The 14,245-nt window shown below is 41.3% G+C and carries 12 protein-coding genes; 8 read left to right on the plus strand and 4 right to left on the minus strand.

The window, feature by feature from the left end:
• The first annotated feature begins 21 nt into the window (after positions 1-21).
• From mreC to rodA, 4 genes are read left to right on the plus strand one after another with little or no spacing between them, the layout of a single operon-like run.
• On the plus strand, positions 22-912 hold the full coding sequence (gene mreC / locus H3V11_RS07570) for a rod shape-determining protein MreC (protein WP_174830118.1): 891 nt from the start codon (positions 22-24) through the stop codon (positions 910-912).
• A complete protein-coding gene (mreD, locus tag H3V11_RS07575; protein ID WP_198224095.1) occupies positions 905-1,402 on the plus strand; it encodes a rod shape-determining protein MreD in 498 nt (165 codons plus the stop codon). Before mreC ends, mreD begins: the two co-directional genes overlap by 8 nt.
• Positions 1,399-3,438 carry a penicillin-binding protein 2 gene (gene mrdA / locus H3V11_RS07580; RefSeq protein ID WP_198224097.1) on the plus strand — a complete coding sequence of 680 codons (2,040 nt, stop codon included), beginning with the start codon at positions 1,399-1,401 and terminating at the stop codon, positions 3,436-3,438. Before mreD ends, mrdA begins: the two co-directional genes overlap by 4 nt.
• An 8-nt stretch (positions 3,439-3,446) precedes the next feature.
• The gene (gene rodA / locus H3V11_RS07585) at positions 3,447-4,553 is read left to right on the plus strand and encodes a rod shape-determining protein RodA (protein ID WP_041880167.1); all 1,107 of its coding nucleotides are present in this window, start codon (positions 3,447-3,449) and stop codon (positions 4,551-4,553) included.
• 139 nt (positions 4,554-4,692) lie between these two features.
• Here rodA and clpP read toward each other — a convergent pair whose 3' ends face one another.
• From clpP to H3V11_RS07605, 4 genes are all read right to left on the minus strand, one after another.
• A complete protein-coding gene (clpP, locus tag H3V11_RS07590; protein ID WP_025330704.1) occupies positions 4,693-5,304 on the minus strand; it encodes an ATP-dependent Clp endopeptidase proteolytic subunit ClpP in 612 nt (203 codons plus the stop codon).
• An 84-nt stretch (positions 5,305-5,388) separates the two neighbouring features.
• A complete protein-coding gene (gene tig / locus H3V11_RS07595; RefSeq protein WP_198224099.1) occupies positions 5,389-6,708 on the minus strand; it encodes a trigger factor in 1,320 nt (439 codons plus the stop codon).
• Positions 6,709-6,881: 173 nt separating this feature from the next.
• Positions 6,882-7,748 (minus strand): DUF1853 family protein, encoded by an 867-nt coding sequence (locus H3V11_RS07600; RefSeq protein ID WP_198224101.1) that lies wholly within the window; start codon positions 7,746-7,748, stop codon positions 6,882-6,884.
• A gap of 44 nt (positions 7,749-7,792) precedes the next feature.
• Positions 7,793-8,626 (minus strand): RNA methyltransferase, encoded by an 834-nt coding sequence (locus H3V11_RS07605; RefSeq protein WP_232335785.1) that lies wholly within the window; start codon positions 8,624-8,626, stop codon positions 7,793-7,795.
• A 204-nt stretch (positions 8,627-8,830) separates the two neighbouring features.
• Here H3V11_RS07605 and H3V11_RS07610 point away from each other — a divergent pair, with 204 nt between their 5' ends.
• From H3V11_RS07610 to mnmC, 4 genes are all read left to right on the plus strand, one after another.
• Positions 8,831-9,622 (plus strand): inositol monophosphatase family protein, encoded by a 792-nt coding sequence (locus H3V11_RS07610; RefSeq protein WP_198206504.1) that lies wholly within the window; start codon positions 8,831-8,833, stop codon positions 9,620-9,622.
• A 79-nt stretch (positions 9,623-9,701) separates the two neighbouring features.
• Complete coding sequence (locus tag H3V11_RS07615) at positions 9,702-10,157, plus strand: copper chaperone PCu(A)C (RefSeq protein WP_157784901.1); 456 nt, start codon at positions 9,702-9,704, stop codon at positions 10,155-10,157.
• Positions 10,158-10,422: 265 nt separating this feature from the next.
• The gene (locus H3V11_RS07620; RefSeq protein WP_198224103.1) at positions 10,423-12,552 is read left to right on the plus strand and encodes an AsmA family protein; all 2,130 of its coding nucleotides are present in this window, start codon (positions 10,423-10,425) and stop codon (positions 12,550-12,552) included.
• Positions 12,549-14,129, plus strand: coding sequence for an FAD-dependent 5-carboxymethylaminomethyl-2-thiouridine(34) oxidoreductase MnmC (mnmC, locus tag H3V11_RS07625; protein ID WP_198224105.1), 1,581 nt, complete (start codon positions 12,549-12,551; stop codon positions 14,127-14,129). Before H3V11_RS07620 ends, mnmC begins: the two co-directional genes overlap by 4 nt.
• The last annotated feature ends 116 nt before the right edge of the window (positions 14,130-14,245 follow it).

Raw genomic sequence — 14,245 nt, forward strand, 5'->3', positions numbered from 1 at the left:
TTTGTCAGATATAAGATAATAATGGCAGAGCCTTCACTCAATTTTGTACACAATGGTCTGCGCAGTACCAGTAAACTGGTTGTACTGTCACTGTTAGCAGTTGTATTGCTGTTGCTTGATAACCGGTATGATGTGGTTAAAATTAGCCGCAATTATATCGGTACCGCATTATATCCGTTACAGTGGCTGGCTATGCAGCCGGTTAATGCTGTATCTAATGGTATGGTGTTTCTTGAAAAGCAGCAGAATCTGAGCGATGAAAACAAATTGTTGAAGGCTCAAAATGCGCAGCTTAAATTACAAATTAGTCAGCGTGACGTACAGTTAAAGTCAGTAATCAGTCTTGATCATCTGACTCAGCTTCAGAAAGCAGCATTACCTCAGGCGCAGGTTGCACAGATTGTATCAAGTGATACTAATCCGCTGACTGACCGCTTCATTATAGATAAAGGCAGCCATCATCAAATTCGACAGGGTGATGCCGTAAGTGATGAACATGGTCTGATTGGTCAGATTACAGCTGTTCAGCCATTGAGTTCTGAAGTGACACTAATTACCAATAGTAATGCAGTTATTCCGGCGATGGTAATGCGTACCGGAGTACGCACACTGGTTTATGGCCGTTCAGGTAGTTTGGATCTGCGTTACTTTCCGGCTAATGCCAGCCTGTTACGTAATGATTTACTGGTTACTTCAGGCATGGATAGTATTTATCCTGCCGGGATACCTATTGCCACTGTCATACAAGCGCAGAGTGGTAATGGTTCACCTTATTACCGGACACAGATTGAACCTGTAGCGCAACTACGCAATAGTAATTTTGTACTGGTTATCCCGCAAAAGCATGCGCAGATAGTTGATCATTATGCTGATGCAAAAGCCACTAATACCTTATCCATCAATCATGACTGAAGTTGACAGCTTGCACCGCCATACCAGAAAAAGGCTTATTGTATTAAGCTTAGTAATTGCATTATTTCTGGATCTGATTCCGTTTCCCCAGCTTCTGGCTGGCTCCTTGCCTGCATTTACAGCTATGATGACATTGTATTGGAGCTTGCACCGACCACAAAATATTGGTATCGGTATGGCTTTTGTATTAGGACTGCTCTTGGATGTGGGAATTGGTACTCCGTTCGGACAGCACGCATTAGGTTTGATGGCAGCTGTCTATCTGATTGAACAAAACAGACATCAGATGCTCGGCTATTCATATACTTATCAGGCTCTGACTATTTTCGGGAGTCTGATGCTAATGACTTTGATTTTAGTGGTTGTACACTTCTTTTCGACCCATCATTTTAGTGGCTGGAATCTGTTTGTTTCACCATTTATCAGTGCTCTGCTCTGGCCTCTTTTATCTAAATTCATGCTTTATCTCGCCTATTCAAGACGTCTATGAAAGCACTGCAATTCCGAACTAAAAAAAAGCGTGTATCTAAACCTGCGCAAAATGGCGATCTAGGTTTACGGATTGCAGTAGCCTTTGCTTTGATTATTATTTGTTTTTCTATGCTGATTGCCAGGTTTGTATACTTGCAGGTAATCAAATATGATGAATATGTCATTGCTGCTACCAATAATCGTATCTCATTAATTCCTACGCCACCCATTCGTGGAGAAATAGTTGATGTTAATGGTGTGGTACTGGCACATAACTATCCGGCTTATTCTCTTGAGATAACTCCTAATCAGATACCGGGTAAACTCGAAGATACAATTAATGCCTTGCGCAACTATGTGGACATTACCCCCAGCGATATGAAGCGGTTTAATAAATTTCGTGCAGAATACCGTTCTTATGAAAAAGTACCTTTAAAACTTAAGTTAACAATGGAAGAAGCCAGCCGTCTGGCTGCTGAGCTTTATCGTTTTCCGGGTGTTGAGATTAATGCGCGAACATTTCGCGATTATCCTTATGGCGAATTACTTGCTCATATCGTAGGCTACATCGGCCGGATCAGCGACCGCGATATGGCAGCTCTTGACAAAGCAGAACTGACGACACTGTATCGTGGTAGCACTCATATAGGAAAAATGGGGCTGGAAGAATACTATGAACGGCAATTACATGGTATTCCGGGTTATCGTGAAGTTGAAAAGGATGCGCAGGGACATATTGTTCGTACTATTAAAACAGTGCCGGCAGTACCCGGACAAACGCTTCGCCTGGGACTCGATATCCGTGTACAGCAAGAAGCAGACCGGTTGATGGGTGATAAACGTGGTGCTTTAGTTGCAATTAATCCGCAAACGGGTGCGATACTGGCCATGGTATCCAAACCCAGCTATAACCCGAATCTGTTTATTGACGGAATCGATACTGATACGTGGAAAAGTTTGAATGAAGACTGGCGTCACCCGCTATTAAATCGTGCGACTCAGGGTATGTATCCTCCCGGATCTACATTTAAGCCTTTTCTGGCAATGGCTGCTTTGGAAAGTGGCAAACTGACTCAGAGTACAGTTTTACCTGCTCCGGGGTTTTGGAGTATTCCCGGATCAACCCATCAGTTTAGGGATGCTGCGCGAAGTGGTCATGGATCAGCCAATCTGAATAAAGCTATTCAGGTTTCGTCAGATACATTTTTTTACCGTCTGGGTTATGAAATGGGGGTGGATCGTATGTCACCTTATTTAGCTGAGTTTAATCTTGGTAAGCAGACTGGTATTGATATAAATCATGAATATGCTGGTGTATTGCCAACACGCGCTTGGAAAGAAAAAAGATTTGCCCGCTCTAAACCTCAGGCACGTGTATGGCAGCCGGCTGATAGTGTGAGCATGGCCATCGGTCAGGGCTATAATGCGTATACTCCTCTGCAGATGGCTTTTGCTACAGCAATTCTCAGTAATGATGGTGTTGTTTACCGCCCTCATTTGGTTCAGGCATTACTTGACCATAATTCGAAAAAAATGACTTTAATCGACCCGCAACCGGTTAGAACTGTCCCTTTCAAACGTGGCAATTTTGAATATGTTAAAGATGCTATGCAAAAAGTATTAAAACCGGGTGGTACGGCTGCGGCAGTGGGTTCGGGTCTGGCTTATACTATGGGCGGCAAAACCGGTACAGCTCAGGTGGTGCAGATTAAACAAGGTGCACGTTATAATGCGGCAGCATTAAAAGTACAGCTGAGAGACCATGCATGGTTTATTGCATTTGCGCCTGCAGATAAGCCGCAGATAGCGATTGCGGTTATTCTTGAAAACAATGGATGGGGTGCTACAGCGGCTCCTCTGGCCCGTCAATTAGCTGATTTTTATCTTTTGAAATTAAAAAATCTCCCCAGTGCAAAAGAAGCAGCTAATTCTGCAGACTTACCGGTGAATGATTTATCCAGTAATGCCATGATGGATGCAAAACAACATAATGAGCATAGTCAAACTGACTTACCTCCGTTATTGCGTGCTTATCGTCCTCAGCCAGGCCTGTGAGATAAACTATGATCAATGAACAAAAATGGTTTAAACGTCTCTGGATCAAACTTTGGGCACCGATGGATGTATGGCTTTTTTATGCCATGTTGATTATTTATGTAATGAGTTTGTTTTTGCTTTATTCTGCCGATGGTCAGGATTTTGGTCAGCTTGAAAATAAGACCCTGCATACTATTCTAAGTTTTATTTTACTATGGGTTATTGCGCGTACTCCTCCTCAGATATTAAGTAATTTTGCTTTACCTGCATATTGTTTGGGGATTTTGCTATTGATTGGGGTACATTTTGCCGGAATTACGGTAAATGGTTCTACACGATGGCTGAATGTTGGTGTAGCTCGTATTCAGCCGTCAGAAATTATGAAAATTGCCGTACCGATGCTGATTGCGTGGTACTTTCAAAAAAATGAAAGTAATATTCGCTGGTATCATTATATTATTGCTTTCGTACTGATATTCATTCCGGTAGCACTGATTTTAAAACAGCCGGACTTGGGGACCGCTACTCTGATTATGGCTTCAGGTCTGTTTGTGATATTTTTTGCCGGTTTACCGTGGAAAGTCATCATTTCAGCAATTATTGGTTTCGTTGCCATGCTGCCATTGATCTGGAATTACGGTATGCATGATTATCAGCGTATGCGTGTATTGACTTTACTGGATCCGACTAAAGACCGGCTGGGTGCCGGATATCATATTCTCCAATCCATGACAGCAATTGGTTCTGGCGGAATATGGGGCAAAGGATGGTTAGAAGGTTCGCAAACTCATTTAGATTATATTCCTGAATCAACTACTGACTTTATTTTTGCAGTGTTTGGCGAAGAGTTTGGCCTGATAGGAAATATTTTACTGGTAACCGTATATACGTTTATTCTCGTGCGCGGCCTTTATATAACCTTTAAAGCACCAACCTTATATTGCCGAACACTGGCTGGAGCATTAACCATGACCCTTTTTTGCTATGCATTTGTAAATATGGGTATGGTTAGTGGGATTTTACCTGTGGTAGGAGTGCCTTTGCCATTGGTAAGCTATGGTGGTACAGCTACGTTATCGGTAATGGTAATTTTAGCCATGCTGATGGGTATAAGTAATCAGCGTAAACAATAATATTTTATTTATTTGTTTAAGATAAAAAATATTGTTAGCTTACATGTCATAAGTACAATAATGAAAAACGAAACCTTGTTCGAAGGTTTCGTTTTCTAATGTATTAGATATACTATCTAATTGTCTGCTTCTAAAAATTCTATTTAGGTCTATGGACTAGTACTTCATCAATCAAACCATATTTTTTCGCTTCTTCGGCTGACATAAAATTATCACGGTCGGTATCTTTTTCAATCTGTTCAAGTTTCTGTCCGGTATGACGGGCAAGGTGCTCATTTAACTGTTTTTTCAGTTTAAGTAATTCACGTGCGTGGATTTCGATGTCTGAGGCCTGACCACCTAATCCGCCACTGATAAGCGGCTGGTGAATCATGACGCGGCTATTAGGCAAGGCAAAGCGTTTACCTTTAGCCCCTGCAGAAAGTAAAAAAGCACCCATACTGGCAGCCTGTCCCAGACACAAAGTTGCTACATCAGGCTTAATAAAATTCATCGTATCAAAAATTGACATGCCTGCTGTAACTGAGCCACCCGGAGAATTAATATAAAGAGAAATATCCTTGTCAGGATTTTCACTTTCCAGAAATAATAACTGGGCAACCACCAGATTGGCAGTTTCATCGGTCACCGGTCCTACCATAAAAATAATGCGCTCTTTAAGCAGGCGTGAATAAATGTCGTATGCACGTTCGCCGCGGCCGCTCTGTTCTACTACCATAGGTACCAGACCCAGATTTTCAATATGTGACATATTTTTCCTCAGTTGAAATAAAAGCACCTAAGCAGCTTTACTACTACTTCGGTGCTTGGTCATATCAGATTATGTATTTTACATTCAGGCTTGGGCCTGCTGACCCATCACTTCATCAAAAGTCAGTACTTTATCAGTCACTTTTGCTTTGCCTAATACATAATCAACTACATTTTGCTCAATGGCTAATGAAGTAGGTGCCTGAAGATTTTTTCTGTCGCTGTAGTACCAGTCGATAACTTCCTGCGGATCTTCATAGCTATCAGCAAATTCATTAATAACATTACGCACCTGCTCTTCTGTTGGCTCAAGCTTTTCTTCGCGAACCAATTCACCCATAATCAGGCTGATGGCAACACGACGACTAGCCTGTTCGTTAAACATGTCCAGAGGTAATTCCAGATCTTTCTGATCCATACCTTGAGCAGCAAAATTTTCTTTCATTCTTGCTGCCATGCTTTTAGCTTCTTCTGTAATCAGTGAGGAAGGTACTTCAATCGGTGTTGCAGCCAGTAATGCATTAATTGCACTGTCTTTAGTCATTTCGCTAACGCGACGGTTTACTTCACGGCTGACATTTTTTTTGATTTCAGCACGCATTTTTTCGACATCACCATCTTCAATACCAAGTGACTTGGCAAATTCTTCATTTACTTCGGGCAGAACTGCTTCAGAAACGTTTTTCAGAGTAATAGTGAAATTTGCATTTTTTCCTGCCAGCTCTTTGCTTTGGTAATCTTCCGGAAAAGTAACGGCAACTTCTTTTACATCATCTTCTTTCATGCCAGCAATACCTGCTTCAAAATCCGGCAGCATCTGGCCTTTGCCCAGCATAAACGGATAATTTTCAGCAGTACCGCCAGCAAAGGCTTCACCGTCAATTTTGCCGGCAAAATCAATAATAACCCGATCGCCTTCACGTGCCTCTCGTTCAACATGATTAAAACGGGTACGCTGCTGGCGCAGAATATCAACAGTTTTATCTATTTCTGCATCACCGATTTCAGTGCTGAACTTCGTTACTTCCTGATTACTTAAATCACCGACTTTGATTTCTGGAAATTCTTCAAATACTACGGCAATTTTATAAACTTTTTCATCATCCTGATCGGCATCTTCCAAAGCAGTCAGGCTTTTCAGACCAGCAACTTTTAGTTTTTCAGCTACAATGGTATCTTCAAATGCTTTATGGGTCATTTCGTTCAGTACTTCGTCACGAATACCATAGCCGTACATAGAGTCGATTATTCTCAGCGGTGCTTTACCGGGACGAAAGCCATCAACACGGGCACGTTTCTGTGCTACTTTCATGCGTGCGTTGACTTTTGCTCTGATGTCTTCCCAGTTCAGAGCCAAAATGATTTTACGCTCTAAATTATCTAATTTTTCTACTGTTACGCTCATCGTAAACCCTTAGATGTCAGTTGATCTGGTTTTGGTTTCATTTGTCTTAAGCTACTGCTTTGGGCTGTACGCACACGGGCATTTACTCATGCAGACAAAAATTAAATGGCAAGTGTACCATAAGCCCTTACAAAAACCTATGTACTGATAAAAACACTTGCCGCTGTTCAGGTTTAGTTGTTTTTACAATTTGTTTTCATTATACGCTGCACTTCATGCCAGCAGCCGTCTGCACGCTCTTCAACCACTGCAACCATACCCTGGCGGATTTGCTTAATCTGATTGAAGGTAACTATAGCATTACTACTGATGCGTGCAGGAGACAGAAAAGATAAATGGTCAAGTACGTAAAAACGACTATTTTCTGAGCATTTAAATTCATCCCAGTTTTCTACATAATACCCTTGCCAGCTCAAAGAATTTAATGGTGCTGGCAATTGTTGCTGTGGTTCAGGCATAAACAGCATACCGCGAATAATGCTGGCATGTTGCAATTGCTCATGCTCCAAAGATAAATCTTTCAGGATATTTTCAGCAGCAGGCTCCGTGCTTAACCTGAGCTGCTGCTGGATTTTATGCATTTTATTAATAAGCTGGTCAGTCGGATTCAGACCGGTAAAGTTTTCAAGTTGATTTGACCGGCTGCCATAATATTTAGTTGCTAACTCCAGATGGTAAATACTTTCGTTTAACTGTACGATAAAATCGAAAGCCCCCAATGTTTGCTGATTATGCTGAACCTGCATATTATGTGCAATCAGTCTGCTGTGCGGAGCATGTAAAAACCAATACCTGAGTAAACGTTCTGCATAAATGCCCAGGCGGCTCTGATATCCGCCATGTTTTTTCAGAAATAAATACAGGCTTTCAGGCTGCTCATCCAGAGAAAGTAAAAATCGGAATCCTTCATCTCCCAATAGTACTGAAACTGGTATCTCGGCAGATGATATCCATGGAGGTGGTGCCGTTAACAGACTGGCCAGATCGCGTACGATCGTTTTTTTTAAACGCCACCAAATCGGATCTGAAGAATAATTCATACTGGCACCCTTTTCTTTTGCAGACAAATATTTACAATATAATACTAATTTTGATTTTTTTGTAATTGCTGACTAACAGTATTGTAGAATCCGCGCAAGACATCGATATCTTCTGTGCTTAACTGTGCACGGTCAAACATTGCAGCCATGCGTCGCATCAGCCTTTTTTCATTGCGCCGGTTAAAGAAGCCGGCCAAATTCATTACCTGTTGTAAATGTTCTACCATACCGCTTGTTTGCTGATGAGTAGCCAGATTCTGTTCTTGTTTTAGATGTGTCATGCTGATATCAACATGGCTGAACAATTCATAACATATAATTTGCACCGCCTGGGCCAGATTAAGAGAAAAATAATCCGGATTACCATTAATAGTAATCAGACGATTGCAACTTTGAACTTCATCTATACTTAATCCAAAAGTTTCATTTCCAAATACCAGTGCTATTTGCTGACCTGTACCGGCTGCCGAAATTAATGAGGGCATGATTTCCCGCGGGGTATGTAGCGGAGCGGACAACTCACGCCGCCGGCTGGTTAAGGCGCAAGATAAAGTAGTATCTGCAAGAGCATCATCCAGTGTAGCGACAATCCGTGCATTTTCCAGTACATCACGAGCACCTGAGGCCAGGATAAAGCTTTCTTCAGGTAATACAAATGCAGCTGGATTGGCATAATCGAACTTAGCAGGGTCAGATGTCATTGGCGTCTGCATCAAATTCGGTGCAACAAGAGTAAGTCTGGTTAAACCCATTGTTTTCATGGCTCTTGCTGCAGATCCGATATTGGCAGGATGACTGGTTCGGCTAAGTACAATAGTAATGTTGTTGAGAAAATCCGGTAGAACAGGTTTATTCATATCAGTGATTAATACAGACATCTGCTGAATGCAGAAATTCTGCGTATTATAGCAAAATCAGGCCTCTCAATCTGCTATGAGAGCATAATTTTGGCAAAAACGCTTTTTGTCGTATAATTGGCAATATTCTGTTTATATTGCCGCAGTGTTTCTATGCGGCATTTGTTCTTTAAAATACCCATTGTATATCTGTTTTAGCTTTTAAGCCCTATCTCGAGAATTAGCATGAATCCTATATTAACTACTGCGTGGAAAGCAGCACGCAAAGCCGGCCAAATGATGCATCGCGCCAGCAGCAATTTAAACAACATTAAAATTGATAACAAAGCTGCTAATGATTTTGTTTCAGATGTAGACCGTGAGGCTGAGCATATTATTGTTAACACTATTCAGGAAGTCTATCCTCATCATGCTGTTTTGAGTGAAGAGGTTGGTCATTTAGGTAATACTAATGCGGAATATCAATGGATTATTGATCCGCTGGACGGTACAACCAATTATTTACACGGACATAAACAGTATGCTATTTCTATGGCTTTGCTGCATAAAGGTACTTTAGCCGAAGCACTGGTTTATGCACCGGAACAGAATGATTTATATGTTGCCAGCCGGGGTCAGGGCGCTTTGCTTAATGATAAACGTATTCGGGTTAGCAATCGAAGTGACTTATTGCGCAGCCTGATAGCCACAGGTTTTCCAGTTGTTGACCAAAGCATGATGGATACTTATCTGGCAATTTTAAAAGACGTACTGGCTAAAACAGCCGGTGGTCGCAGAGAAGGTTCTGCTGCTCTGGATTTATGTAATGTTGCCTGCGGCAGAGTTGACGGATATTTTGAGTTTAACCTGAAACCCTGGGATATTGCGGGTGGTGCTCTGATTGTGCAGGAAGCTGGCGGTATTGTTACTGATATGCATGGTGAACAAACTTGGTTGGATAGTGGGGATATTGTTGCTGCAAATCCCAAAATTCTTGCCCAGCTTTTACAAATTATTGCTCCGCATTTAGCTGTATAATGTTTTTATGGCAAATTGCTCCGGTTAAGGTCATTCGGGTACAACAAATTTTATATCTGCTTTTATAAAGATGATAATTATGAAAAAAATTTTGTTTTCGACTTTATTGGCTTCATATGCAGGTTTGGTATTGGCACAAGGTATTGCTGCTAATCATGCATGGGCACGGTTCAGTGTGCCGGGAATGTCTTCCAGTGGTGTATTTATGGATTTGGATAATCATTCAGGTAAAGATGATGTTTTACTGAGTGTATCCAGCCCGGTGGCAATGTCTGGTGAAGTGCATGAAACAACCGAAGTAGATGGCGTAATGAAAATGCGCCCTTTACCGCAAGGTTTGCCCTTACCTGCCGGTAAGGTGACCCAGCTTCAACCGGGGAAAATGCATATTATGTTAATGGGTTTAAAAAAGCCCTTAGTAAAAGGAACAACAATTCCGGTGCGTTTAACTTTTCGTTATGCCAAACCGTTAATGCTTAATGTTCCTGTCAGTGTCGGTTCTTCTGCTTCAGATAATCATCATATGCATCATTAGTTTTGCAGCCAGTCTGTTAAACAGGCTGGCATTTATCTTTATCTTACAATCTCTGGTCTTTCAATAGATTCGTCTACTTAATTGACTAAGCTGATTGTTGGCTTCTAATTTAATCAATAGGATATTTTTATTTTATTGATTGAATTTGTTTTATATAAAAATATATTTTGTTTCTTTGTTCTGATGATAAATCAGAACAAAGTTTTTGAGAATAATCCAATTTTAATTCAATATGATTTCCTTATTGCATTCAGGCAAATTCTGGTTGAAGCTGATCGTATTCAGCTGCCTGAGCATTATCCTTTTGCTGGCCATTGATATAGCCGTTTTGCATTATTTATTTAATGCAGAAGAAATTAATAAACGGGCAAATGCCATGATGGCAAATAGTGGCCATCAGGTTGTTTTTGACCAGGATATAAACCGTGCTATGTTTCCACGCCCGACAGTTACTTTGCACAATGTACGTATTAAAAATAAATTCAGCAAAGCCGACGATATTCATATTGATGATATGAAAATTGGTTTAGGGTGGCAAAGTTTGTTTGGTCGCATGACAATTGAAAAATTACAGCTTACAAATGCACACGTTAATCTTGTTAGAGATAGTCAGGGGCAATGGAATCTGAGCGATTTATGGGAACAACAACAAAAAAATAATCAATTGAAAATTAATCGCTTTATTTTGGAAAATGCCAGCTTCCGTATCAATGACGGACAAAATATTCAGAAAATTAATCAGCTAAATTTACAATGGCATAATCTTGGTAATAACAGTTTGCTTAAACTGGATGGGACGCTCAGCGGCCAATACATGCAGACTATGCAATGTCAGCTAAGTGCTGTTTACCGTCCTGATGCGGTTATGCAGTGGCAGGATGTCAATCTGGAAGTAAAAACTAAGCTACCTTCTTTGGGCGATAGTAATGGCCAATGGCATTTTGATGCGCGCTGGCTGCCTCAGCAGCAGCTTTTTCAGACAACTGCTGTCCAATGGCAATGGCACAGTCAGCATAATCAGTTGCATATATCAGGTAATGGTCAGAACTGGCAACTTGGTTGGGCTAAACTCTTATTACCACAATTGAACGGTGTGGCTACCGCACAAATTGGTGATAATGGGATTAATGCAACTTTATCAGCCAGTAATACCAGCTGGATACAGAATCAATGGTCTTTATCACAGTTTCAGATTGATAGCGGCTGGCAAAGTCATTTATATCAAACTGCTTTAACCGTGAGCGGTCAGTTAAACTGGCTGGATATGCGGCATTGGAAAATTAGTAATTTATCGGTTAACAGCCATCAGGATGCTGTTAATGCTCTGCCTTATTTACGGTTTATCAGTGATCTGACTGGCAGTCTTCATGGAGATGACAACGGAAATGCACAGTTAGTATTACAAGGTCAGTTCGATAATCAGCCTGTGGATATTAACTTAAATTACCAAAGTGATAAAAATTCAGAAAAAGTGAATGGAAATATTCATCTTGTTCAGCTAAATCTGCGCCCGTATACAGATAATACTACCGGTATACTTCCGTCTGACTGGCAAAAGCTGTGGCAAAACTGGTTTAAAAACCGTTCTGTTAATATGCTGCTTAATATTGATTCTTTGCAGACGCATAAAGTGCAGTTGAATCAGCTGAAAACCAATCTTTCAATTGATGCGCATAATTTTACACTGCAACCATTCAGTATTCACATGTATGGCGGAAACAGTCAGGGAATGTTACAAATTAGTAATGCCAATCCTTTGAGCTGGAAAATTCAGCAACATGTAAATAACGTGCAGATTAAATCTTTTCTTCAGGATACATTTGGCTGGCATAACCTTGATGGAACTGCAGATGCCGATTTTGAGTTACATGGTAATGGAATGAACCGTAATCAATGGCTGTCGACTCTGACTGGTAATGCTAAATTACAAATCCATCAGGGTTTCTGGAATGGGATCGATATCAATAATATTCTGCAAAACGGTGAAAATCAGACTACCGTTGCTTACAATGAGACCAGCCAAACACCATTCAGAATTATTAAGCTGTTTATTCCGGTAGAGAACGGTAATAGTAAAAACGGACGAATAGAATTGCATGCTGATAACTTTGATATTAAAGGTGTGGGTAGTGTTAAATGGTTACAGCAGCAAATGGATTATAATGTGCTGATTGCTACCCGGCGTGCCCAGCAGCAAAATTTACTGCCATTACGCATTAATGGCACTTTTAACCGCCCTTCCTTTACTATTGATTATCAGAAACTGACTGCCGGTTTACACACTTCACAACAAAAACAGGACAGTTTGCGGCAAACATTACAGCAGCAATGGTTATGGCTTAATCAGGGAGCCAGTTCTTCTTCTGAAACTCATACCTCTGCTCGTCAGCCATGAGCGTTTATACCTTCCACGGGTGGCCGAAGCCAGATGAACTGGCTGAGAAGATTGGTAGTGATGAGCAGGCAGAAATCATAATAATTGCACAAAACTGGCCAGAATCTTTAACTGCACAATCACATGCCGGCAAGATTATTGTACAGCTCTGGATTGAAGCCAGGATATTCTGGCAGCGCCAGCCGGTATTTAGTTATCCATTTCGTCATGCAGGGAAATTTACTTTTATTCAGCCGCATGTATATGAACAATGGGTTCAGTTTAATCCCGGTATAGCCTGTACAAGTACGACGCCCGTTTATTCTGAATACAGATATAAACCATGGCTTACCTTGCCGGACTTATTACCGGTTAAATCCGTGGTGGTGATTGGCGCAGGTATTGCCGGAGCTGCCACTGCTTTTGCTCTGGCAAAGCGTGGTATAGCAGTAACAGTTATAGAACAGCATACAATTGCCAGCGCAGCCTCAGGCAATCATCTTGGTCTGTTATACGCAAAAATTTCTGCCCATGCTACGGTTCAGACTGAGCTACTACTAGCTGGCTATGGCTACAGCCGGGCACTGCTCAGCAACTGTTTGCCTGCCGGTCAGGGTTGGCTGGATTGTGGTGTTATCCATCTGAATTACAATTCAAAAGAACAGCAACGTAATATGCTGTTGGCTAATCAAAATCCGCAAAGTAAATTATTTCATGCTGTTACACAGGAAGAAGCCAGTCAGATTGCCGGTATAGATTTGCCGCATAGTGGTTTATGGTGGCCTTATGGCGCAGCAATTAATCCTCTCAGCTGGATTCAGAATATGCTCAGGCACCCGCTGATTCAGGTATTAACAACAACGAAAGTAAATGCCATTTGCCGGCAAAAGGATTTATGGCAGATAGATTGTCAGAATCAGCTTGAGGTATTTTCACTTAATGCATCACATATTGTCATTTGTGCAGGTGCCGAAAGTAATTTTTTGTATCCGGTAGCCGGATGGCCATTTCATAAAATACGCGGTCAGACGACTACAGCCAGTATAAAACAGGAGGCTGTGCAGCCGCACTGCGCATTGAGTGCAAATAGTTATATTACCCCGCAATGGCGTGATAAATTGTGTTTTGGTGCTACCTTTCATCCCAATCAAACCAATGATGATTTAACCAGTGAAGACGAAAAAGAAAACTGGCAGCAATTACGCCAATGGATGCCGCATCTTGCAGCTAACTTAGATTCTGATAACCCATTGCAGGGACATGCAGCCATACGCTGTGATGCTTATGATCATTTACCGGTTGTCGGACCAATTGGCGATACATCTGCTATGTTCAAGTATTATGCGCAGTTACGTATGGATAAAAACTACCCGCTTACCCAGCCCTGTCCATGGCTGCCGGGAGCATTTATCAATACCGCTCATGGCAGCCGTGGATTGATTACTGCTCCGCTATGCGCTGAAGCTATAGCTGCATCTATTCTTGGTTTGCCCTCTCCTTTATCGGTACGCTTACAACAGGCTTTACATCCTAATCGTTTACCCATCAGGATGCTAACTCATCACCAATCATTCGCATTTGCTGAACAGACTAAGTAACATTTTGCATATATATAATGTTATAGGGTATCATTTATGTAATGTTATATAGTAACATTCTTGATTAAGATTGGTTATTAAAGGCTCAGTATGTTTTCACTCTTGCTTTGCGGAGC

The sequence above is a fragment of the Snodgrassella sp. W8158 genome (assembly GCF_016100435.1).
In the GTDB taxonomy this organism is placed as follows: Bacteria; Pseudomonadota; Gammaproteobacteria; order Burkholderiales; family Neisseriaceae; genus Snodgrassella; species Snodgrassella alvi.

Excerpts from the sequence above, each read along its gene's own strand:
- H3V11_RS07615 (WP_157784901.1), top strand. The coding sequence starts at position 9,702 with ATGAAAAAAATTTTGTTTTCGACTTTATTGGCTTCATATGCAGGTTTG.
- mreD (WP_198224095.1), top strand. The coding sequence starts at position 905 with ATGACTGAAGTTGACAGCTTGCACCGCCATACCAGAAAAAGGCTTATT.
- mnmC (WP_198224105.1), top strand. The coding sequence starts at position 12,549 with ATGAGCGTTTATACCTTCCACGGGTGGCCGAAGCCAGATGAACTGGCT.
- mrdA (WP_198224097.1), top strand. The coding sequence starts at position 1,399 with ATGAAAGCACTGCAATTCCGAACTAAAAAAAAGCGTGTATCTAAACCT.
- tig (WP_198224099.1), bottom strand. The coding sequence starts at position 6,708 with ATGAGCGTAACAGTAGAAAAATTAGATAATTTAGAGCGTAAAATCATT.
- H3V11_RS07610 (WP_198206504.1), top strand. The coding sequence starts at position 8,831 with ATGAATCCTATATTAACTACTGCGTGGAAAGCAGCACGCAAAGCCGGC.
- rodA (WP_041880167.1), top strand. The coding sequence starts at position 3,447 with ATGATCAATGAACAAAAATGGTTTAAACGTCTCTGGATCAAACTTTGG.
- H3V11_RS07600 (WP_198224101.1), bottom strand. The coding sequence starts at position 7,748 with ATGAATTATTCTTCAGATCCGATTTGGTGGCGTTTAAAAAAAACGATC.
- H3V11_RS07605 (WP_232335785.1), bottom strand. The coding sequence starts at position 8,626 with ATGTCTGTATTAATCACTGATATGAATAAACCTGTTCTACCGGATTTT.
- mreC (WP_174830118.1), top strand. The coding sequence starts at position 22 with ATGGCAGAGCCTTCACTCAATTTTGTACACAATGGTCTGCGCAGTACC.
- clpP (WP_025330704.1), bottom strand. The coding sequence starts at position 5,304 with ATGTCACATATTGAAAATCTGGGTCTGGTACCTATGGTAGTAGAACAG.